The sequence below is a fragment of the Thiomicrorhabdus indica genome (assembly GCF_004293625.1).
GTDB classification, from domain to species: domain Bacteria; phylum Pseudomonadota; class Gammaproteobacteria; order Thiomicrospirales; family Thiomicrospiraceae; genus Thiomicrorhabdus; species Thiomicrorhabdus indica.
The window spans coordinates 620,647-642,133 of sequence record NZ_CP033040.1 but is presented as its reverse complement, the minus strand read 5'-3'; the positions used below and the strand labels follow the sequence as shown (position 1 = coordinate 642,133).

The following is a 21,487-nucleotide window of genomic DNA, read 5'->3' as shown; positions in this document are numbered from 1 at the left end:
TTGATTTCATTTTAAAAGATAGCTTAAAAACTTCAGAAAACCCGAAAAAACACACCTCAAAGAATAGATTAAAACTTAGAAACGAATACTTTTAGTTCTCATACTAAAGTTCTAAATTGGCAAAAAATCGTTTAAGTCTTTGATGTCTTTAAACAGCGCATCTTGCGAATCACTCAACAATGTAAAGTGGCCTAACTTACGACCTGCTCTCTGACTTTTATCGTACAAGTGTAAAAATGCGTTGGATTTTTTAAGAACTTTTTCTACCGGCCCAGTTTCACCAATAATATTCACCATAGCAGCAATCGGCTGTCTCGGCTCTGTCGATCCCAAAGGCAAACCACAAATCGCACGCACATGATTTTCAAACTGACTGGTTTGTGCACCTTCGATGGTCCAGTGACCGGAGTTATGAACTCGCGGTGCCATTTCATTTGCCATCAACCCAGAATCAGTTTCAAAAAGCTCCAATGTCAAAACGCCAACATGATCTAACTCATCTAACAAGACTTGCATAAAAGTCTCGGCTGCTTTTTGAACCATCTCTGGGATTTCTTGAGCAGGTGCGATGGTATAACGCAGAATCCCTTTATGATGAACATTTTGAACCAATGGATAAAACACATGTTCATTGTTCGCATTACGTACAGCGATAATTGACAGTTCACGATGAAAATCGACAAAGCGTTCCAGAATCAACTCTCGGTCACCAAGTGTTTTCCAGGCCTCCTCAATGTCATCCTCATCTTTCAGAATAAATTGACCTTTGCCATCATAACCTTCTGTGGTGGTTTTCAAGACACTCGGTACACCTAGAATATCGACCGCCGCCTGTAACTCTTCCAAAGACGTCACAATCTCAAAAGGTGCGCAAGGAATACCCAAACGCTTAAATGTCTCTTTTTCCAAACCGCGATGCTGACATACTTTTAAAGATCTCGCAGACGGATAAACAGGGGTCGTTCTGGAGATTTCTTCAATAAGCTCTAAATCTGTATTTTCACTTTCATAGGTCATGACATCTGCAAACTTTACTAATTCCTGCAGAGTGTCAGCATCATCATTGTGAAGATGCATTTGCCCCAATAATGCCGATGGCTCATCATCGCTCATACCGTAAAAACCGAATTTTTGTCCCAGTGGATAACCTGCTAAAGCTAACATGCGACCAAGCTGACCTGCACCGAGTACACCAACTTTCTTAGAAATGGGAGTCATTGTTTTCTCCAAATAAAAAACCGTAGTGCGCATTCTATCAAATGCCAACCACTACGGTTTTGTCAGATTACAGAGTTTTTAGATTGATTAATCCGCGCGTGGATCCGGGTTTTCCAAAACCGAATGCGTCTGTTGCTGACGGAATTCTATGACCGCTTGTTGAATTTCTGGCATATGATTGCCCACAATCTGAGCGGCTAGAATCCCAGCGTTCTTTGCACCAGCATCACCAATCGCAAGCGTTCCAACCGGAATACCACCTGGCATCTGTACGATAGAAAGTAATGAATCATTGCCGTTCAATGCGCGAGACTTAATCGGAACCCCTAAAACAGGCACAACCGTTTTAGCCGCAACCATTCCTGGCAAATGTGCAGCACCGCCTGCTCCAGCGATAATCACTTGCAGACCACGCTCTTGCGCCGTCTGTGCATATTCGAACATTAAATCAGGCGTGCGATGGGCAGAAACAACCTTGACTTCGTGCGGCACACCAAACTGTTCCAACATATCAACCGCATGAATCATGGTCGGCCAATCGCTTTTCGACCCCATAATGACTCCAACTAAAGGCTGTTTACTGTCCATTTTCAATATTCCCTGAAATGAAAAAAGGCGCAAATTATAATGATTTTTGTAAAAAACTCAAACACTTGCAAATTCTTTGACATTAGAACACTTTCTACCGGCCGGTAGATTTCCTTTTAATCCTCACAAGCATGACAACGTAAAAAGAATTGCGTAAAAACAACTTAACATGAAATTTTTAGGCAAAAACAAAGGAAAAGCCAGTGCGAGTATTTATAATCAGCTAAGGAAGCCCTGATTGAATCAGATTGAAATTCTGCGAGACTTCAAACCTGCTTATTTTAAGCGTGGCACGCCGTCATTAGTAATTCTAAGGCCAAGGGTTTCAACAACAAAGAAGTGGGATTGAAGCCACGCCCTATGGGCTTAGCCAGAAGCGAAGAACTCGGCGAAGAGCCGAGAAATTAACCTGATTCAATCAGAGATTTCCTAAAGATTAAACAGAAATTTAATGGTCAAAAAAATCAATAAAATGCTTGTAAATTCAGCCTCTTCGATATTCGAAATTCAAGATTCACCCCAAGCATTTTGGCGAAGCTTCAGCGTTTTACTACTAACCGTTACAATCATTGCAATGACAGGCTGCTCTAAAAACGAGGACTCTCAACAAAACTATGACCCCGTTTTTATTGAACCAAAAGCTATCCAAAAAACTGAATACAGCTTCGCCATTCATCCTTTGCATAACCCAACGCGTCTATTTGAAGTCTTTCAGCCACTCATTGACCATTTAAACCATCACATTAGTGGCGCGCATTTTGTCCTTGAAGCATCGCGCGACTACCCTTCTTTTGACCGCAAGCTCGTTAACCGATCCGTCGATTTTGCTCTACCAAACCCCTATCAAACCATTGAGTCTCTCAAACATGGTTATAAGGTTTTTGCCAAAATGGGGGATGATGAGCGCTTTCGAGGCATTATTCTGGTGCGAAAAGACAGCTCTTTTAAGACCCCAAAAGACTTAATTGGCCACAAGATCAGTTACCCAGCACCTACAGCGCTAGCCGCTACAATGTTGCCGCAATACTTCTTGTATGAAAATGGCGTCAAATTAGACCAACTGGAAAATCATTATGTCGGCTCTCAAGAATCCTCTATTATGAATGTGTATCACAAACTTACGGATGCCGCAGCCACTTGGCCACCGCCATGGGAAGCGCTCTCTTCACAAAAACCGGAATTGCAACGCGAACTGAAGGTAATTTGGCAAACCGATTCTTTGCCAAATAATGGCCTTATCGCCAAACAAGAAATTCCAGAAAAATTGATTAAACAAGTACAGACTATTTTGGTAAATTTACACCTTCATAGCAAAGGTCAGAAAATCTTGCAGCCCATGAAGCTTTCAAAATTTGAATCGGCCAATGATTCAACTTACGAACCGGTTTCTAAATTCATTCAAACATTCAGCCAATCTGTTCGTCGACCTTCTAAAGAAGAATAACTAATGCACGCCTTTTCAAAGCTACTGACGATTAAAAACAAACTGATTTTAAGTATTGCGCTGATTCATGCAATTCTAATGACAGTATTCATTATCGACTTGACCGAGCGTCAAAAAGAATTCTTACTAGGGGAATCTTTTCAAAGTACGCAAGCACTTGCAGAAACCCTCGCAATCAATGCCACACCTTGGGTGCTTTCTAATGACCTTGCGGGATTGGAAGAAATTATTCAATCTCAATCCCAACAAATTTATTTAAATTTTGCGATATTAACCAACACCTCTGGTGAGGTACTGGCTTATTACCATCGAAACCCTAAAAAGAAGAACAAAGTTGGTCATTTTATCGAAGTGCCTCAAACTGACCCTTTTAGCCCCAGTCCAGAAATGGCGGTTAATATCGATAATTTAGATGTGATTGATATCAGCACACCCATCATGCTTAACCAAAATCAACTCGGCTGGGCACGCGTCCAGATAAGCCGCGAAAACATATACAAAAGCATTCAGATCATTACTTTAGAAGGGATTTTATACGCAAGTTTAGCCATTATCGTCGGTGGTTTTTTCGCTTGGTTGATGGGGCATCGCTTAACAAAACGTATTCACCAACTTATTCATATCACAAAGAAAATTCGACTGGGAGAACGAAACCTTTCGATTAATTTAGGCGCACAAGATGAATTACAGGATTTAGCAAACAATTTTGAAGACATGCTCAATGTTCTAGAAACCTCTGAAACCATGTTATTCAACGCGAAAGAAGAAGCGGAAATAACGCTTAAATCAATTGGCGATGCAGTTATTGTTATCAAGCCGGATGGAAAGATCAGTTACATGAATCCTGTCGCAGAAGTCTTGACAGGCTGGTCTCGTCATCGAGCACATAATATGCACATTGATGAAATCATGCATTTATTCAGCGACATCGACAAAACCCCACTTCAAAACCCTGTTTTTCTAGCTTTGCAAAACGGCCAACCCATTAATTTACTTAGCCAGTCCACTTTAATTAACCGCCACGGAGACAGTTACTCCATTGAAGACTCTGCAGCACCGATTATCGATAAAAACGGAAACATCGTAGGAGCCGTTGTCGTGTTTCATGATGCGACCAAGCAGCGTGCTTTGCAAAAACAACTGGAATGGCAGGCGACTCACGATAGCTTAACTCAGCTACACAATCGACAAGCCTTTGAAACTCACCTTGATGAGTTAATTGCAATAAGTGGTAAAACGCCTCAAAGCAAAAATTGCTTAGTCTACATTGACCTAGACCAATTTAAGGTCGTAAATGATACTGTCGGGCATACAGCCGGTGATCAATTGTTACGCCAGATTTCTCAAGTGATCAAAAAAGGGTTAACTCCAGATGCATTTTTGGCTCGCATCGGTGGCGATGAGTTCGCCATTCTGCTACAAAACCACAGCATGCAACAAGCAGAAAAAATAGCGACAACCCTGCTTAACAATATCACTTCTCAACGTTTTTTCTGGGAAAGTAAAGCATTCGACATCGGGGCATCCATGGGTATTGCAGAAATTCATGGAAGCTTAAATAAAACTGCTGTTTTATCCAGAGCGGATATTGCCTGTTATTTGGCGAAGGATAAAGGGCGAAACCGTATTCAAGCCTATATTGAAAATGATGACAACCATGAATCTGGGCAACAGATCTTAGACCGTCTAAGTGAACTTAAAGAAGCTTTAAACGAACAACGTTTAGTTCTATTTGGTCAAACACTGGAACCTTTGCAAAATCAAGATGAACTTAGCCACTTAGAAGTCCTTGTTCGCATGCTCAGTAAACACGGTGAAATTATCCCCCCTGGACTATTTCTACCGGCTGCTGAACGTTTTAACTTAATGCCGCAAGTCGACACTTATGTCATCAAACAAAGTCTTGAATGGCTCAAAGACAATCACCGAAAAGTCGGCTTGATGAATATCAATATTTCAGGCCAATCTCTGGCCGATCCGATTTTCAATGAACAATTGATCCAACGCCTTGAACTCAATCATGCGTTTAACCATAAAATCTGTTTTGAAATCACCGAGACCGTCGCTATCACCCAAATCGCTGACACCATTGACTTTTTGAATCGAATTAAAAGCTTTGGTTGCAAACTGGCTTTGGATGATTTTGGTTCAGGTTTCTCAAGCTTCAGTTGGCTAAAAAACTTACCAGTCGACTATGTCAAAATAGATGGAAGCTTTATTCGCGATGTAATTGCCAATCCTATTGATGCAGCAATGGTTCGAGCCATTAAAGAAATCGGGGATAACATGTCAATCCAGACCATTGCTGAGTTTGTTGAAAGTCAAGAAATTGCAAACTGGTTGATTGAAACAGGGATTGATTATGCACAAGGTTATCATTTCTCCAAACCAGAAGCGCTAGATGAAATTGAGTTTGATTCGAAACAAACTTGACCGGCCGGTGACTTTTTTCATAAAATAGTACAGATTTGTTGGAATTTAATAGCGAAACAGAAATACGTTTAAGCGAAGGGATGTTCAACAAACACCAAGTTAAGCGCCGATTTGATAATCAGCTTGCGGGCGCATTTATAAGTACGGCTAAAGCGAGGAACCCATCTTTCAGGTTTTCCCGTCGATTTTCCGTACCTCGTTTTCAAATATAAAATCTTCTGTTCTCGAGGAACTGTTATGTCTAAAACTACTGTATTCACTTCTGAATCCGTTTCCGAAGGTCATCCGGATAAAATCGCTGACCAAATATCCGATGCAATGCTAGACGCTATTCTAGAACAAGACCCTCGTGCACGAGTGGCTTGTGAAACCTTTGTCAAAACCGGCATGGTCATCCTTGGCGGTGAAATCACAACCGAAGCTTGGGTTGACCAGGAAGAACTGGTCCGAAAAGTCGTCACTGATATCGGCTATAACCATGGAGATTTAGGTTTCGATGGTGAAACTTGCGCAGTATTGTCTTCAATTGGTAAGCAGTCACCAGAAATTGCTATGGGCGTTGATGACTCGGAAGAGCACGAACAAGGCGCAGGCGATCAAGGCTTAATGTTTGGATATGCATCGAATGAAACGGATGTTTTGATGCCTGCACCGATTTACTACGCACACCGTTTAATGGAAAAGCAGGCGGAAATCCGTAAATCTGGACAACTCGATTGGTTGCGTCCAGATGCCAAATCTCAAGTCACTTTGCGCTATGAAGACGGTATTCCTGTGGCAATTGATGCAGTGGTTCTATCCACTCAACACAATCCAGAAATTGAAAATGCGCAATTGCGTGAAGCGGTGATGGAAGAAATCATTAAACCGGTTTTACCTTCAGAATGGTTACACGCAGAGACCCAGTATCACATTAACCCAACCGGCCGTTTTGTTATTGGTGGTCCAGTCGGGGACGCGGGACTGACTGGTCGTAAAATCATTGTTGACACCTATGGCGGTATGGCCCGCCACGGTGGCGGCGCTTTCTCAGGGAAAGACCCTTCTAAAGTAGATCGTTCTGCCGCTTACGCAGGTCGTTATGTTGCAAAAAACATTGTTGCCGCCGGTCTCGCTGACAAATGCGAAATCCAAGTCTCTTACGCAATCGGTGTTGCTGAACCAACCTCAATCAGTATTGAAACGTTCGGCACTGAAAAAATCTCGATTAAACGTATTGAGGAACTCGTTCGCGAACACTTCGATTTACGCCCCAAAGGCCTGATTTCCATGCTTGACCTATATCGACCGATCTACCAGAAAACCGCCTCTTACGGTCACTTTGGTCGTGAATTACCGGAGTTTACATGGGAAAAAACCGATAAAGCAGACGACCTGCGCGCTGACGCTGGACTGTAAATTTTTAATGCAAAGTGTTGGATGATAAATGTCATTCAACATTTAAAATTCAACACTGAACATTTTTAAGGCGAAGGACGACTTTCTATGCAATCTCAACAAAAACATAGACAACAATTAAGCTTGGAGTTTTTCCCACCCCGCACAGACAAAGGCATGGAAAACCTGAAAACAGTGGCTCAAGAGCTTGGCGCAATTGACCCCTTCTATATGTCCGTCACTTATGGCGCGGGCGGGACTACGCAAGAAAAAACCATGGAAACGGTTCGTTACATCCAAACACAAACCGATTTTAATTCTGCACCACACCTAACCTGTATCGGTGCAACCCATGAAAGCATCTTATCGTTGCTAAACGAATACGAAGCGATGGGAGTCAAGCGCATTGTTGCCCTACGTGGAGATTTACCCTCAGGAATGATGGATCCGGGTGAATTCAAATACGCAAGCGATTTGGTCGCTTTTATTAAAGAACAAAAAGGCAACACTTTTAAAATTGAAGTCGCAGCCTATCCAGAAACTCATCCTCAAGCGCGTAACTGCGATATCGGCATCAAATGGTTTAAACACAAGGTCGAACAAGGTGCAGATGCAGCAATTACGCAATATTTTTATAACTTTGATAGCTACCGCTACTTTATCGATAACTGCGAAAAAAACGGCATTGATTTGCCGATTATTCCTGGCATTATGCCCATCACCAACTACGAAAACCTAATTCGTTTTTCACAAGGCTGCGGGGCTGAAGTTCCTCGCTGGTTAAGGTGTCGCTTGGAATCCTTTGAAGATGATCAAGCTGGCTTAATAGAGTTTGGAAAAGATGTCGTAACTGAGCTTTCGCAAAAACTGTTAGATGCCGGTGCACCAGGGATTCATTTCTATTCAATGAATAAAACTGAACCGACTTTAGAGATTGCTAAAGCTTTAACATTAAAGTAAATACGTCTTCCATTCGCTTATGAGAATCTCCCGCTTTTATCTGCCAGAGCGCTACGTTTCTGGCTCCTCACTTGAATTATCTAAAGAACAAGCGCATTACGCCTTAACCGTGTTACGCCTGAAAGACGGACACCAAATAGAGGTCTTTGATGGTAAAGGCCATTTTGCTTCGGCCGTCATTCAACACACTAGTCGTCGCAGTGCAAATGTTGTTCTGGAAGAAGTTCAAACCGCTGTAAATGAATCCCCTCTAAAAACCGTTTTGCTACAAGGCATTTCGAAAGGCGATCGCATGGATTACTCGATTCAAAAAGCCGTCGAGCTTGGAGTCGGTTCAATTCAACCACTGTTTACCGAACGGGTAGATGTCAAATTACAAGGCGATAAACTTGAAAAACGCCGAGCACAATGGCAAAGCATTGCAATTAATGCCTGTGAACAATCTGGACGAGCGTTTGTACCGGAAATACTTCCTTTGATTTCTCTCGAAGAATATTTGGCCAATAACACCGTTGAGTTTGGAATTGTTTGTGATCCTTATGCAGAGCATACGATTGCAAGCTTGCCGCCACCTAACCTTGACCGGCCGGTAACAATTCTTGTCGGCCCAGAAGGCGGTCTGAGTGAAAAGGAAGTAATGAAAGCCGAGCAAAATGGCTTTTCAACCGTGCGTCTAGGCCCACGTATTTTACGCACTGAAACTGCCGGCCCGGCAATGCTAACGATTGCTCAAGCCCTTTGGGGGGATTTTTAACATTTTCTGTCATTAACCTTACAAGCTTTTATTCTATATCCAATCCCCTTCTTGACCGGTAGTTTTTGAATAACACCTTGTGATTAAGTCTTTGTTTGCTAAAATCATTTTTGTAATTTAGAGAACTCGCAATGCCGCTAATCACTTCACAGCAACCCTTACTCAAAAAAAGATTTTTCTTAGGGGCTCTCTCGCTGCTACTGTTCGTCGGATCGTTCTTCTTCGGATTAATATTTCCTCTCAATGCAAGCTTTGCCAGTACACCCAGCCTTTCAGAACCTCAAGCCGACTCCCCTCTTGAGAGAGTCAAATTACAATTATCTGCGGAACATCGTTTTCAATTTGCCGGCTACTACGCAGCTCAAATTAAAGGCTTTTATGAACAAGAAGGCCTTAACGTAGAAATCATTCCCAATAGTGGATCTCAAAACGCCACTCAGACAATTATTGAAGGTCAGGCAGACTTTGCGATTTCAGACATTTCTCTGCTCTTAGACCCGAATCGACAAAAGCTCATCAATATTGTCGCACCGATTTTTCAACATTCGCATCAGGCGCTGTTTTCCTTAAAGCACCAAGATCTAGACAGTATTTACCAATTAAATTACAAAAAAGTGGCGCTTTTTTCCGAAGAGCCAAACGCTTTGACTTTACTGTTAATGTTTAAAGAACTAAAAATCAAACCAAATTTGATCCGCAATCGCCATTCTCTTGATATTTCACAAATCAATAAGACTCAATCACCGGCATTCGGTGGAAGCTTAAGCTCTCTTATTCATCAGCAATTTCAGCGCCACAAAAAACAGCGCTTGCAGCTAAATCGCTTTTTACCACAACATTATGGTGTCGATTTATACGGCGACATGCTACTGACCAGCAATCTCAAAATTCAGTCCAATCCAGCACAAGTTCAAGCATTTAAACGAGCAAGCTTAAAAGGGTGGGAGTATGCATTAGAACACCCAACGAAAGTCATCCACTATATCCAAAGTTACCTAAACCCTAATTTAACTTTTGAAGGGCTTCGAAAAGAAGCTGAAGCCGTTCGCAACTCTATTGATTTGGTCAACTTCCCTCTCGGACATTTTGATACCGGCCGGTTGCAATACGCTCAAAACTTATTACGTCAACATGGTTTTATTCACAACCCAAAAACTATTGAAAACTCTCAGCAAACAAGCCGAATGGCATCAAAACAATTCACTTCCAAAGAAATTGAATGGATGCAAAACCATAAGCAAGTTCAAGTTGCGGTGGATGCACACTGGGCTCCTCTCGAATTCATAAATGAACAAGGACAATTTGTTGGCATAGCCCCTAAATTTTTAGATTACATCAGCCATAAAACCGGTATCGAATTTATCCCTTTCACTCAACTCAGTTGGAGCGAATCAGTCACCCAAATGGAATCTGGGAAACTTGACATGTATTCAGCCGTTTTTTATACCGATGAAAGAAGCGAATACAGTCTATACACAGACCCTTATCTTGAACTCCCCATGGTCATTGCCACGCAACGCAACGAGGGGTTTATCAGCAACCTAAATCAACTGCAAAACAAAACCATCGCCGTCGTTAAAGATTACGCCTCGCAAGCAAATATGCAGCAGCACTTTCCTGACATCCCTCTGAAACTCGTCTCCTCTCCCGAAGAAGGATTAAAACTGGTTTCGAGTGGAGAAGCCTTTGGTTATATTGATAATGCGGCCATCATCACTTATTACATCAATAAACATCACTATACCCATTTACAAATATCTGGAGAAACCCCTTTTCGATCAGGTATACACATGGCAGTTCGTAAAAATTGGCCCGAGCTACAGTCCATTATTAATAAAGTCATTGAAAATATGCCTCATGCCGTCCGTAATGACATTACCGATCCTTGGCTAAAAATCGCCTATCCAAGCATGATTAACTGGAAAACCATTACTTGGATTATCGCACCAATTCTTTTTATTGTTTTATTGACCAGTTACTACAATCTTCGCTTGAAACGTATTAACAGAGATCTCAAAGAAACCCAGCAGCAACTTGAAGAAACCAATCGCTCCTTGTCCGGTCTTTCTGTTACGGACCATTTAACGGGCGTCTATAATCGCAAGCATCTGGATAAAGTCATTACACAAGAAATTGAACGAGCTCATCGTTACGGCCAAAAGTTTTCAATCATTCTAATGGACTTGGATTACTTCAAACAGGTCAATGACACTCACGGCCATTTAATTGGCGATGAAGTATTAATTACGTTTTCCGCTTGGGTCAATACAGTCATCCGCTCCAGTGATACCTTTGGTCGTTGGGGCGGAGAAGAATTTTTAATCATTTGCCCGAACACCACCAATGATCAAGCCTATCATTTAGCAGAAAAAATCTGTTCTGAAGTGCAATTGCAAAGCTTTCCGAAATCGATAAACCAAACCGTTAGTATTGGTATCAGTGAATTTATAAAAGGGCAAAATGCCGAACAAGTGCTAGAACACGTTGACCATGCTTTATATCGTGCCAAACAAAATGGGCGTAACCGTGTCGTCATGGCTTAGTCATTTTATGCGTGCTAACCTGCCAAGAGTTGCGCTAAGTTTCAAACGTTAAAAAATCCTGAAAATAACATCTCTCTTTAAAGTTAAATCCTTATTTTGCTTGGGACGCTACTCATAGAAACCGTTATAATAGCCAAATTCATTTTTAAGCCCTAACTTAAGGGCATCAATTAGAACCTTCGCTAGGGAACCTCTGATCGAATCAAATTGAAATTCTGCGAGACTTCTGGCTCGATTATTTTAGTCGTGGCCGACCTTAGTCACTCTAAGGTCAAAGGTCACAACAACAAAGAACTCGGCGAAGAGCCGAGAAATTAATCTGATTCGATCAGAGGTTCCTTAGATTTTCCAGCAAAAGGAATCCGATAATTATGCCAGCGTCCATTCCAGTCCCTCATTTGCAAACGGCTCTAAAAGGCCCTCTTCTGGAACTCGAAGAACACCTTTTAAATCACCGAAATGAAATTGAAGCTTGGTTTCGTCGTGAATTTAAAGAGACGCCAGCGCCATTTTACGCCTCAGTTGATCTTCGTAACGCGGGCTATAAACTTGCTCCAGTCGATACCAATTTATTCCCGGCCGGCTTTAATAACTTGCACACAGACTTACGTTCACTCGCTGTCCATGCGGCGCAAACTGCAGTCACCCAGGTCTGTCCACAAGCTGATGGCGTACTGATCATCCCCGAAAACCATACACGTAACACCTTTTACCTTGAAAATCTGTTTACACTAAAAACCATTTTAGAAACAGCAGGTTACGAAGTTCATATTGGTTCTCTATTACCCGATTTAAACGCACCGATGCTCATTGAACTGCCTTCAGGGAATGTGCTGACATTGAAACCTTTAGAACGTAAAGAAAACCGTGTTGGGGTCGAAGAATTTTTCCCATGTGCCGTTTTACTCAATAATGATCTATCAGGTGGACGCCCGGAAATCCTTGAGAACATCGAACAAACTCTGCTACCACCTCTGGATCTTGGCTGGGCAAGCCGATACAAAACGCACCATTTCCAGCATTATTCAGAAGTCACTGAGGCCTTTTCAAAAATTATCGACATTGATCCTTGGTTAATCACACCAACCTCTGTGCCATGTGGGCCGGTAAACTTCAAAGAGCGCTCAGGCCTAGATAAATTGGCCGAAACGGTTAACCGAATGCTTGAAGATACTCAAAATTACTATGATACCCACGACATTAATTGCAAACCTTTTGCCATTATCAAATCTGATAGCGGCACGTATGGAATGGCGATCATGTCCGTTCAAAGTGCTGAAGATGTATTAAGCCTAAATCGTAAACAGCGGAACAAAATGTCTTCGGTGAAAGAAGGTCTTCAAGTTGAACAGATGCTGGTTCAAGAAGGCGTTTATACACACGAAGAGATAGAAAATGCCGTTGCGGAACCAGTGGTTTACATGATTGGTAGCCAGGTCGTCGGAGGGTTTTATCGCGTTCACACCGGCAAAAACGCTACCGATAACTTAAACTCGCCCGGTATGCACTTTGAGCCGCTCTCATTTGCAGATTCTGGAGTCTTACCCGATGAAAACCTGCAACCTGATGCAAGCCCAAACCGTTTTTACGCCTATGGGGTCATTGCCCGTCTTGCTCTCTTAGCGGCTGCTAGAGAAATCGCTGAAGCAAAAGGCAAACTTGCACTTTAGAAATGGAATAAGGAAGCTCAAATGATTCGTCCGATTCGTCTTGGAATAGTAATGGACCCGATTGCCAACATTAAACCTTACAAGGACAGCTCCTTTGCCATGCTTTTGGAAGCCCAGCGTCGAGGTTATGAGCTGCATTACATGCAACCTGAAGACTTATATCTGGATAATGGTTCCGCATTTTCCGAGACCACCTTGCTAAAAGTTTGGGACCGAGGAATCGACGAGCAATTTTATGGCTTCGGGGAAACCAGCACTCTGGAGCTAAAAGAGCTGGATATTATCCTGATTCGTCAAGACCCGCCGTTTGACAACGACTACCTGTATTGCACACATATTCTTGAGCAGGCAGAAGCCGAAGGAGTGTTGGTGGTCAACAAACCGCAAAGCTTACGTGATGCTAATGAAAAATTGTTTGCCAGTTGGTTTCCTGAGTGCATTCCAACCACTCTGGTCTCAGCAAATCCACAACGTTTAAAAGACTTTGTTACTGAACAAAAAGATACAATTTTTAAGCCTTTGGATGCAATGGGCGGTGCATCGATTTTTCGCGTCAAAGCAGGCGACCCTAATCTAAGCGTGATTATTGAAACCATGACCGATCATGGCAAGCACCACATTATGGCACAGCAGTATTTGCCAGAAATTAAACAAGGCGACAAACGTATTTTGTTAATTAATGGCGAGCCGATTGACTTTACCTTAGCCAGAATTCCACCGGCCGGTGAAACTCGGGGCAACATTGCCGCAGGTGGCACAGGAGTCGGCATGGAAATTACGCAACGTGAACGTTGGTTGTGTGAGCAAATCAAACCGACCTTGCAAGCCAAAGGTTTACACTTCGTCGGTCTTGATGTCATTGGCGATTACATTACCGAAATCAATGTCACCAGTCCAACCTGTATTCGCGAGCTGGACGCACAATTTAATTTAAATATTGCCGGTGTTTTGTTTGACCATTTGGAAACACAGCTTCCTCATGCAAGCTTTTAGCCAATGTCGATAAATGCTACTAAAAAGCGGCGTAGCACACGACGTGCTACGCCGAGCCTTCAAGGACGAATTTATAGCGTCTTTTTAGAGCATTTACCGGCAGTGACTTTAACTAACGAAATGACTTCTTGTTAGCCTCATGCCTTTATCTCGCCGCCAATTTCTAAAAAACAGTTTTGCAGTGAGTTTTGCCCCCACCTTCCTCAGTGCCTGCTCAAACTCTGCAACGCCCTACCGTTCGCAAATTTTCGTGTTTGGCACACAAGTCGATATACTGATTTACCATCCGGATAAAGCAACAATTCAAAGTGCGATAGGAAAAATTAACGAGGATTTCCAGCAATTTCACCACGAATGGCATGCTTGGGAAAAAGGTGGAATTCTAAGCAAAATCAACGATGCTATTAAAGATAACCGGCCGGTAACAATTGCAAAATCGGTTCAAAATTTTATTGAATATTCACAACAACTCAGCAAACAAAGCAATTATCTGTTTGACCCTGCAATTGGCCAATTGGTAGCGCTTTGGGGGTTCCATTCCGAACATTGGCAAGGCCCCCCGCCTGACAATCAAAAGATTCAAAACTGGTTAAACGCACGTCCATCTATCGCTGATATTTACTTTGAAGACAGTCAATTGTTCAGCAAAAACCGTCTCGTTCAACTCGACTTCGGAGGTAATGCCAAAGGCTTAGCCTTGGATATGGCGATTTCTAGCTTGCAAGAATCCGGCATTCATTCGGCCTTGGTCAGTATTGGGGGCGATATGAAAGCGCTTGGACTCAAACCGGTTAATCAAGCTTGGCAAATCGGCATTCAAAACCCAAGCAATCCATCAGATGCCGTTGCAACAGTGGAATTATTTTCCAATGAGAGTTTAGTCACCTCTGGCACCTATCAGCGTTTTTTTGAATGGCAGGGCGTCACCTACTCTCACCTGCTTAACCCGAATACAGGGTGGCCAGTCTCCGCAACCGATAGCTTTGTTTCCGTCACAGTGATTCATCCTGATGCGACTCGTGCAGACTCCGCTGCAAGCGCACTATTGATAGCAGGGCCTGACGACTGGCAAACGGTTGCCCAACAAATGCAAATCCAACACGCATTAGCCATCGATGCACAAGGCAAACATTATCACTTTGGTAAAATTGCTGAACGGATTCTCAACCCAAATACCTAAAACTGAATGCATTTCACCTCCATTTTCCTCACCGGACAACACTAGGGTCTGCTGACAATTCATAATTAGGTACTGCACACGCGATTTTTGGCTTCAGATAGGCAGAAAAAGCGTCAAATAGTCGCTCTATTTAAGCGAATTTCTAACAACGCTGAAGTAAAAATGGTGTGCGCCCTTCGGGTTGCGCTGAAAATTCCATCATTCTGTGTTGCTCATCGCTTATGTGGAGTGACCACATTGCACTCTAAGAGCCTTGACTGTTGAAATTTTCAGCAGCAACAGAATTAAATATGAATTGTCAACAGACCCTAGCCCCCTGCTATAATTGCGCCTATGAAACATATGCACTCTTTAGAACACAGCTTTTTAATCGCCACTCCTTCATTGGATGATGGTTGGTTTGAAAAAACCGTGATATATATCGTGGAAGACAACGAATACGGCAGTATGGGGTTAGTGATTAATTCACCGAATCGTTTAACTGTCAAAGACTTGTTAGAACACTTCCATTTGCCCATCCATGACGAATCGGAAGAGTTAACACGCCAAGTTCTCATTGGTGGGCCGGTAGACAATGAACGCGGATTTATTTTACATACACCGCAAGGTCAATGGAAAAGCTCAATGCCTCTGCAAGATGGGTTAGCCATGACCGTATCAGAAGATTTCCTGGAAGCTGTTAGTGAACAGCAAGCTCCCGATAACTTTTTGGTGTGTTTAGGGTTTGCCGGCTGGGAGCCTGATCAATTGGCTCAAGAGCTGCAAGAAAATAGTTGGATTACCATCCCTTACAATGAAAGTCTGCTGTTTGAAACACCGGTTGAAAAACGCTGGGAAGTGGCTTTAGCGACTTTAGGCATTCATCCAAGCATGCTCAGCACTCATGCAGGGAATGCCTGATTATGGCTAAGATAACTCCTGAAGGCGTGATGATTGGTTTTGACTTTGGGTTAAAACGCATTGGCGTTGCCATCGGCCAAACCTTAACGCAAACCGCCACCCCCGAAGCGATAGTCAACAGCCGAGATGGCGTGCCAGACTGGGAGCACATCACCCTACTATTTGAACAATGGCAACCTAATGCAATCATTGTTGGTTTGCCTATGAGACTAGACGGTAGCGAGCAAGCATTAACTCAGCCAGCAAGAAAGTTTGGACAGCGGTTGTCTGGGCGTTATCACCGGCCGGTTTATTTTATTGAAGAACAACTCAGCTCGATTGAAGCTGAAAATAGACAAAAACAACAAAAAAGCCGTCAAAAAAACCAGAAAATTGATGATCACGCAGCGCAGATTATTTTAGAAAACTGGTTGCAAACACAATGGCCAGAATTGATCGCCAATCAGGCAAACAACGCTGAATTGAAATAAGGCACTCACAAAATGACAGAATTAAATATCGATGTCCAAACCCTACTCCATGAAATGAGTGGCAAAATCCAACAACTCGACATTTATCAAAAATCACCAAAAATGATTGGTATTCGTACCGGTGGTGTCTGGGTGGCACAGTCTCTGCATAAATCTCTGCAATTACCGGATGAACTTGGCGTACTCAACATTTCTTTTTATCGCGACGACTTTTCAAAAGTGGGTTTAAACCCAAGTGTCGAACCTTCGGATATTCCATGGGATGTAAATGACCAACACATTATTTTGGTAGATGATGTTCTTTACACGGGGCGCACGACTCGAGCCGCACTCAATGAGATTTTCGACTTTGGACGTCCAGCCAGCGTGACCTTAGTAAGCTTGTTTGACCGTAGAGGTTGTCGCGAACTTCCATTTCAAGCCGATGTTGTCGGTATGCAAATGGACTGCCACCAAACCCTTAAACTCAGTGGCCCTGATCCGCTGAAAGTTACGTTTGAAGATCACCCAGAGGAATAAGCATGAATAAACTGACTCAAGGTAATCCACAACTCAACGAGCTCGGAAAGCTCAAGCATTTCATTACTCTGGAAGGACTCAAGCAACAGCATTTAGTTGAGATTCTGGACACGGCCGAAACATTCATCAACCCAAAGACAAAAGAGATTAAGAAAATCCCTCTACTGCGCGGTAAAAGCATTATGAATCTGTTTTTCGAGCCGAGCACTCGAACACGGACCACCTTCGAAATTGCCGAAAAACGTTTGTCAGCTGATATTGAAAACCTCGACATTCAAACTTCGGCAACCAAAAAAGGGGAATCTTTACTCGATACCATGTGGAATCTGCAAGCGATGCAAGCCGACATGTTTGTCATTCGTCATGCCGAAAGTGGCGCTGCAAGTTTTTTTGCCAAGCACGTCGCCGAAGGTGTTCATGTTTTAAATGCCGGTGATGGCCAACATGCACACCCAACTCAAGCGATGTTGGATATGTTTACCATACGCAAACATAAAGGTGATATTTTCGATTTGAAAGTCGCTATTGTTGGTGACATTTTGCACTCACGCGTGGTTCGCTCTCAAATACAAGCTCTGAGTATTTTGGAAGCACGTGAAATTCGCGTCATAGGCCCCAAAACATTACTACCCACTCACCCTGAAGCTATGGGCGTTCATGTCTATCACGACATGGATGAAGGCTTGAAAGGTGTCGATGTCATTATTATGGTTCGACTACAAAATGAGCGCATGAAATCTGCACTGATTCCAAGTGAAAAAGAATTTTTTAAGCGTTATGGCCTCACGGAAAAACGTTTAGCACTGGCTAAACCGGATGCCATTGTCATGCATCCCGGTCCAATTAATCGCGGTGTTGAAATTGATTCTGCCGTGGCCGATGGGCCGCAATCCGTCATTTTGGAACAAGTCACCTACGGAATTGCCGTGCGTATGGCGGTTATGGCGATTATTATGAGCAATGCCGCGCAATTGGCACAACATCGAGCTGAAACTGAAAATACCGAGCAGTCCACGCAAGAAACACCTGAAAACGAACTGCAAGATTTGGAGAGCCAAAAATGAGACTAGCCATTGAAAATGCACGCGTCATTGACCCAAGTCAGCAACTCGACCAAGTGACAAATATTTATCTCAGCCGAGGACGTATTGCGGGCATTGGTCTTCAAGCACCTGAAGGCTTTTCTGCCGACCAAACAATTGATGCCACAGGGAAATGGGTCTTACCAGGACTCGTTGATTTACAAGCCCGCTTAGGCGAACCCAGCAGTCTGTATGCTGGGTCTATTGAATCGGAAACCCGAGCGGCAGTAGCCGGTGGTATTACCACCCTTTGTTACCCCCCTGACACAAAACCTGTGAATGATTCGCAAGCGGTTACCGAACTCATTCAACGTCGTGCACGCCAAGCGGCAAATGCTTACGTCATGCCTATTGGCGCCCTGACTCAAAACTTAGATGGCGAACTTCTCAGCGGAATTTATTCTCTGATTGAAGGTGGGTGTGTTGCCTTTGCACAAGCAAACCGGCCGATTCAAAATGCGCTGACACTGAAAAATGCGTTCGAATATTGCAGTACTTTAGATACAGTGGTCATGTTGCGCGGTAAAGATGAAAAGCTCACGAACAATGGTGTGGCACACAGTGGCGCAGTTAGCTCGCGTCTTGGTTTACCTCCCATTCCTCCTTCAGCTGAAACTTCAATGATTGCTCGCGACTTGATTTTGGTTGAAGAAAGTGGCGTCAGAGCACACTTTTCTCAGATATCTTGTGCGCGTTCGGTTGAGTTGATTGCCGATGCCAAAAAGCGAGGTTTGCCGGTTAGCTGTGATGTTGCGATTCATCAACTCCACTTAACCGAAATGGATTTATTGGATTTTAACGGCCTTTTCCATGTTGACCCTCCGCTACGTAGCCATCAAGATAAAGAAGCGCTATTGATGGGGCTAAAATCAGGGGTGATTGATGCGGTGGTCAGTGACCATTCGCCATTAGGCCGAGATGAAAAATTACTGCCCTTTGGTGAAAGCCAGCCTGGCATCAGTGGTTTAGAAAGCCTGCTAGCATTACTATTAAAACTGGTTCAAGAACAAGGGCTCGATTTAATGACTGCGGTGGCAAGCGTGACACACAATCCATCGAAAATTTTAAATATCCCAACAGGAACCTTCCAAAGTAACCGGCCGGCAGATTTAGTGATTGTTGACCCAGAAGCCATTTGGACACTGTCATCCAAACAGATGCACAGTGCTGGAAAAAATACCCCTTTCAGCGGCTGGGAATTTGTCGGTCAAGTGGAACAAACCATTTTCCAAGGCCGAAGTGTTTATAAACGCGAAGCCTAAGCAATTGTTAAAACTATGCCGATAATTGACATCAACAGTTGGCAATTACAACCCCAAGAAAATGGGGTTGCATTGCTCGAGTTACAGCTTGTCCAAAAACACAGCGAACAATTTGCAATTCATGGACGATATTCACTTCAGCTTAACCAGCCAACCCAACAACCAGCGGAGCCGAGGTCAATTGACCTTGCTCTATTTCAAATCACGTCAAACCACTCTCTGCAATTTTTGGTGTTTGAACACCAGCTTTCGGCACTCCAAAATCAAACCAATTTGACAGCAAACTTACATTACGATTCACCTGAAAAGGGTCACCTAGCCTTCGACTCTGAGCAAAACCAGCTGTTAATTGGAATCGATTCACAAACTTTACCGGCCGGCTCACCTGTTTTTGCATTAGCCAAACAGCTACGAAACCAGCCGAGAAAGAATTCATCAAATGCCCAGCTTGCTTTATTGAGTTCAGTGAATGGTTTTGGCTTTCGAATCAAGCCTGCCCGGTTTATGGTCGACCTGGATGCTCCAGAGGCAATTGGTGCCTGTGGCTTATTGGAAGATTGGAAAATTCCGAATCGTTTAGCGGTAACGAATGGACTAGTCGGTGCTATGGAAGGTGATATTGTGGCGCTTACCTCAAGTTGGGTGAAAACGTTTTTTGCCCACCACACATCTTCATCGCCTTGGCAAGTTTGGGTATTTTATGGCAATAAAAAAGGCCAGCAATGGCTGACCTTTGACGGACTTCAAACTCGTGAAGAGTTTGACAAACTTCTAGAAACGCTTGAACAGTGCTCTTAGAAATACAGTACCTCGCTCACTGAACCTTTAGTCTCAGGTATCGTCTTCGATTTCCGCAGCACGGTGACGAGTTTTACTGGATAATGCTTCTAGCTGTTTTGCCATATCATGCAAAATCGTGGCCGCATTGGCGCCAATCGATGCTTCCACTAGAATCTGTAACTCTTCAAAGTTCTCATCGGTCAATATAGCTAATTGTTCAGGCTCAAGACTCGCCTTGAAACCGTTGACCACATCATAAGCACGTTTTTGTACATTCATTGTTAATCTCCTCTTATCCCTAATTTTCAGCTCTGTTAAGCGTCTTCAAAAATATCTTCACCAGAACTGACAATCAACTCATCAAAACCGTTGACAATGTTCTCATCTTTACCGTGATAAGGAATCTGCGACAAAATAAAGCGCATGGCTTCCAATCGTGCACGTTTTTTGTCATTTGATTTAATCACTGTCCAAGGCGCATGGTTAGTATTGGTGTAAAAAAACATATCTTCTTTCGCTTTGGTGTAGTCATCCCAACGATCAAGTGAAGCCAAATCCATTGGACTTAACTTCCACTGCTTTAGAGGGTCGGTTTTGCGCGCATTAAAACGACGTAGCTGTTCTTTACGTCCCACTGAAAACCAAAACTTAAACAGACGCACACCGTCTGCAGTGACCATTCTTTCAAACTCAGGCGCTTGATGCATAAATTGATTATACTCAGGAGGCGAACAAAACCCCATCACTCGCTCAACACCGGCCCGGTTATACCAAGAACGGTCAAAGAGCACAATTTCACCTTTGGTCGGCAAATGACTGATGTAACGCTGAAAATACCACTGCCCTTTTTCGGTTTCTGAAGGTTTATCCAAAGCCACAACGCGAGCACCACGAGGGTTAAGATGTTCCATAATTCGTTTAATGGTTCCCCCTTTACCCGCAGCATCCCGGCCTTCAAACAACATCACAATTCGTTCGTCATTTTCTTTCACCCATTTTTGCAACTTTAGCAATTCAATCTGTAACAGACGCTTTTGTTCTTCATAATCTGCTCGACGGATTTTTTCGCTGTATGGGTAATTATTTTCACTGGAAATGACTTTTTTCATAAAACTTTCTCACTTGAATGGAAGAACCTTCGTTCGACTTGAAACACTGAACGAATAAATGGAATCTAATAAAATATTGTCTCCATTTAGTATAAACCTCTAGAAAAAGAACAAAAGTTACCGGCCGGTAGTTTCTTGCACCTAAACATTAAAATCGCGTCAAAAATTGATAACAGATAAGCATACTGTCCAGACTTTATAGGCA

Annotated in this window: 19 protein-coding genes; 15 read left to right on the top strand and 4 right to left on the bottom strand. The window is 43.1% G+C overall.

The features are described from left to right. Positions 1-111: 111 nt before the first annotated feature. Together D9T12_RS02620 and purE are read right to left on the bottom strand one after the other, a co-directional pair. Entirely contained in the window at positions 112-1,218 is a 1,107-nt protein-coding gene (locus D9T12_RS02620; RefSeq protein ID WP_130536718.1) for a 5-(carboxyamino)imidazole ribonucleotide synthase, read from the bottom strand. Positions 1,219-1,305: 87 nt separating this feature from the next. Beyond that, entirely contained in the window at positions 1,306-1,806 is a 501-nt protein-coding gene (gene purE / locus D9T12_RS02615) for a 5-(carboxyamino)imidazole ribonucleotide mutase (RefSeq protein WP_206199124.1), read from the bottom strand. 472 nt (positions 1,807-2,278) lie between these two features. Here purE and D9T12_RS02610 point away from each other — a divergent pair, with 472 nt between their 5' ends. From D9T12_RS02610 to D9T12_RS02540, 15 genes are all read left to right on the top strand, one after another. Next, positions 2,279-3,250 (top strand): phosphate/phosphite/phosphonate ABC transporter substrate-binding protein, encoded by a 972-nt coding sequence (locus tag D9T12_RS02610; protein ID WP_206199123.1) that lies wholly within the window; start codon positions 2,279-2,281, stop codon positions 3,248-3,250. Positions 3,251-3,253: 3 nt separating this feature from the next. After that, complete coding sequence (locus D9T12_RS02605) at positions 3,254-5,683, top strand: EAL domain-containing protein (RefSeq protein WP_130536717.1); 2,430 nt, start codon at positions 3,254-3,256, stop codon at positions 5,681-5,683. Positions 5,684-5,920: 237 nt separating this feature from the next. Beyond that, positions 5,921-7,081 carry a methionine adenosyltransferase gene (gene metK / locus D9T12_RS02600; RefSeq protein ID WP_130536716.1) on the top strand — a complete coding sequence of 387 codons (1,161 nt, stop codon included), beginning with the start codon at positions 5,921-5,923 and terminating at the stop codon, positions 7,079-7,081. Positions 7,082-7,168: 87 nt separating this feature from the next. Continuing rightward, positions 7,169-8,020: a methylenetetrahydrofolate reductase [NAD(P)H] gene (gene metF, locus D9T12_RS02595; RefSeq protein WP_130536715.1), complete on the top strand. Its 852-nt coding sequence runs from the start codon at positions 7,169-7,171 to the stop codon at positions 8,018-8,020. Between the two features lie 19 nt (positions 8,021-8,039). Then, positions 8,040-8,774, top strand: coding sequence for a 16S rRNA (uracil(1498)-N(3))-methyltransferase (locus D9T12_RS02590; protein WP_130536714.1), 735 nt, complete (start codon positions 8,040-8,042; stop codon positions 8,772-8,774). A 131-nt stretch (positions 8,775-8,905) separates the two neighbouring features. Then, positions 8,906-11,317, top strand: coding sequence for a transporter substrate-binding domain-containing diguanylate cyclase (locus tag D9T12_RS02585; protein WP_130536713.1), 2,412 nt, complete (start codon positions 8,906-8,908; stop codon positions 11,315-11,317). A gap of 371 nt (positions 11,318-11,688) precedes the next feature. Beyond that, positions 11,689-12,987 carry a glutamate--cysteine ligase gene (gene gshA / locus D9T12_RS02580; RefSeq protein WP_130536712.1) on the top strand — a complete coding sequence of 433 codons (1,299 nt, stop codon included), beginning with the start codon at positions 11,689-11,691 and terminating at the stop codon, positions 12,985-12,987. A 21-nt stretch (positions 12,988-13,008) separates the two neighbouring features. Then, complete coding sequence (gene gshB, locus D9T12_RS02575; RefSeq protein ID WP_206199122.1) at positions 13,009-13,980, top strand: glutathione synthase; 972 nt, start codon at positions 13,009-13,011, stop codon at positions 13,978-13,980. A gap of 181 nt (positions 13,981-14,161) precedes the next feature. Further along, complete coding sequence (locus D9T12_RS02570) at positions 14,162-15,160, top strand: FAD:protein FMN transferase (RefSeq protein WP_240693217.1); 999 nt, start codon at positions 14,162-14,164, stop codon at positions 15,158-15,160. 342 nt (positions 15,161-15,502) lie between these two features. Next, a complete protein-coding gene (locus tag D9T12_RS02565; RefSeq protein WP_240693216.1) occupies positions 15,503-16,060 on the top strand; it encodes a YqgE/AlgH family protein in 558 nt (185 codons plus the stop codon). Positions 16,061-16,062: 2 nt separating this feature from the next. Beyond that, the gene (ruvX, locus tag D9T12_RS02560) at positions 16,063-16,530 is read left to right on the top strand and encodes a Holliday junction resolvase RuvX (RefSeq protein WP_130536709.1); all 468 of its coding nucleotides are present in this window, start codon (positions 16,063-16,065) and stop codon (positions 16,528-16,530) included. 12 nt (positions 16,531-16,542) lie between these two features. Continuing rightward, entirely contained in the window at positions 16,543-17,049 is a 507-nt protein-coding gene (pyrR, locus tag D9T12_RS02555) for a bifunctional pyr operon transcriptional regulator/uracil phosphoribosyltransferase PyrR (RefSeq protein WP_130536708.1), read from the top strand. Positions 17,050-17,051: 2 nt separating this feature from the next. Next, positions 17,052-18,113 (top strand): aspartate carbamoyltransferase catalytic subunit, encoded by a 1,062-nt coding sequence (locus D9T12_RS02550; protein ID WP_130536707.1) that lies wholly within the window; start codon positions 17,052-17,054, stop codon positions 18,111-18,113. Continuing rightward, positions 18,110-19,393: a dihydroorotase gene (locus tag D9T12_RS02545; protein WP_130536706.1), complete on the top strand. Its 1,284-nt coding sequence runs from the start codon at positions 18,110-18,112 to the stop codon at positions 19,391-19,393. Before D9T12_RS02550 ends, D9T12_RS02545 begins: the two co-directional genes overlap by 4 nt. A gap of 15 nt (positions 19,394-19,408) precedes the next feature. Beyond that, entirely contained in the window at positions 19,409-20,191 is a 783-nt protein-coding gene (locus D9T12_RS02540) for a hypothetical protein (RefSeq protein ID WP_130536705.1), read from the top strand. A 33-nt stretch (positions 20,192-20,224) separates the two neighbouring features. Here D9T12_RS02540 and D9T12_RS02535 read toward each other — a convergent pair whose 3' ends face one another. Together D9T12_RS02535 and ppk2 are read right to left on the bottom strand one after the other, a co-directional pair. After that, a complete protein-coding gene (locus tag D9T12_RS02535) occupies positions 20,225-20,452 on the bottom strand; it encodes a hypothetical protein (protein WP_130536704.1) in 228 nt (75 codons plus the stop codon). Positions 20,453-20,487: 35 nt separating this feature from the next. After that, a complete protein-coding gene (gene ppk2, locus D9T12_RS02530; protein ID WP_130536703.1) occupies positions 20,488-21,282 on the bottom strand; it encodes a polyphosphate kinase 2 in 795 nt (264 codons plus the stop codon). Positions 21,283-21,487 lie beyond the last annotated feature (205 nt).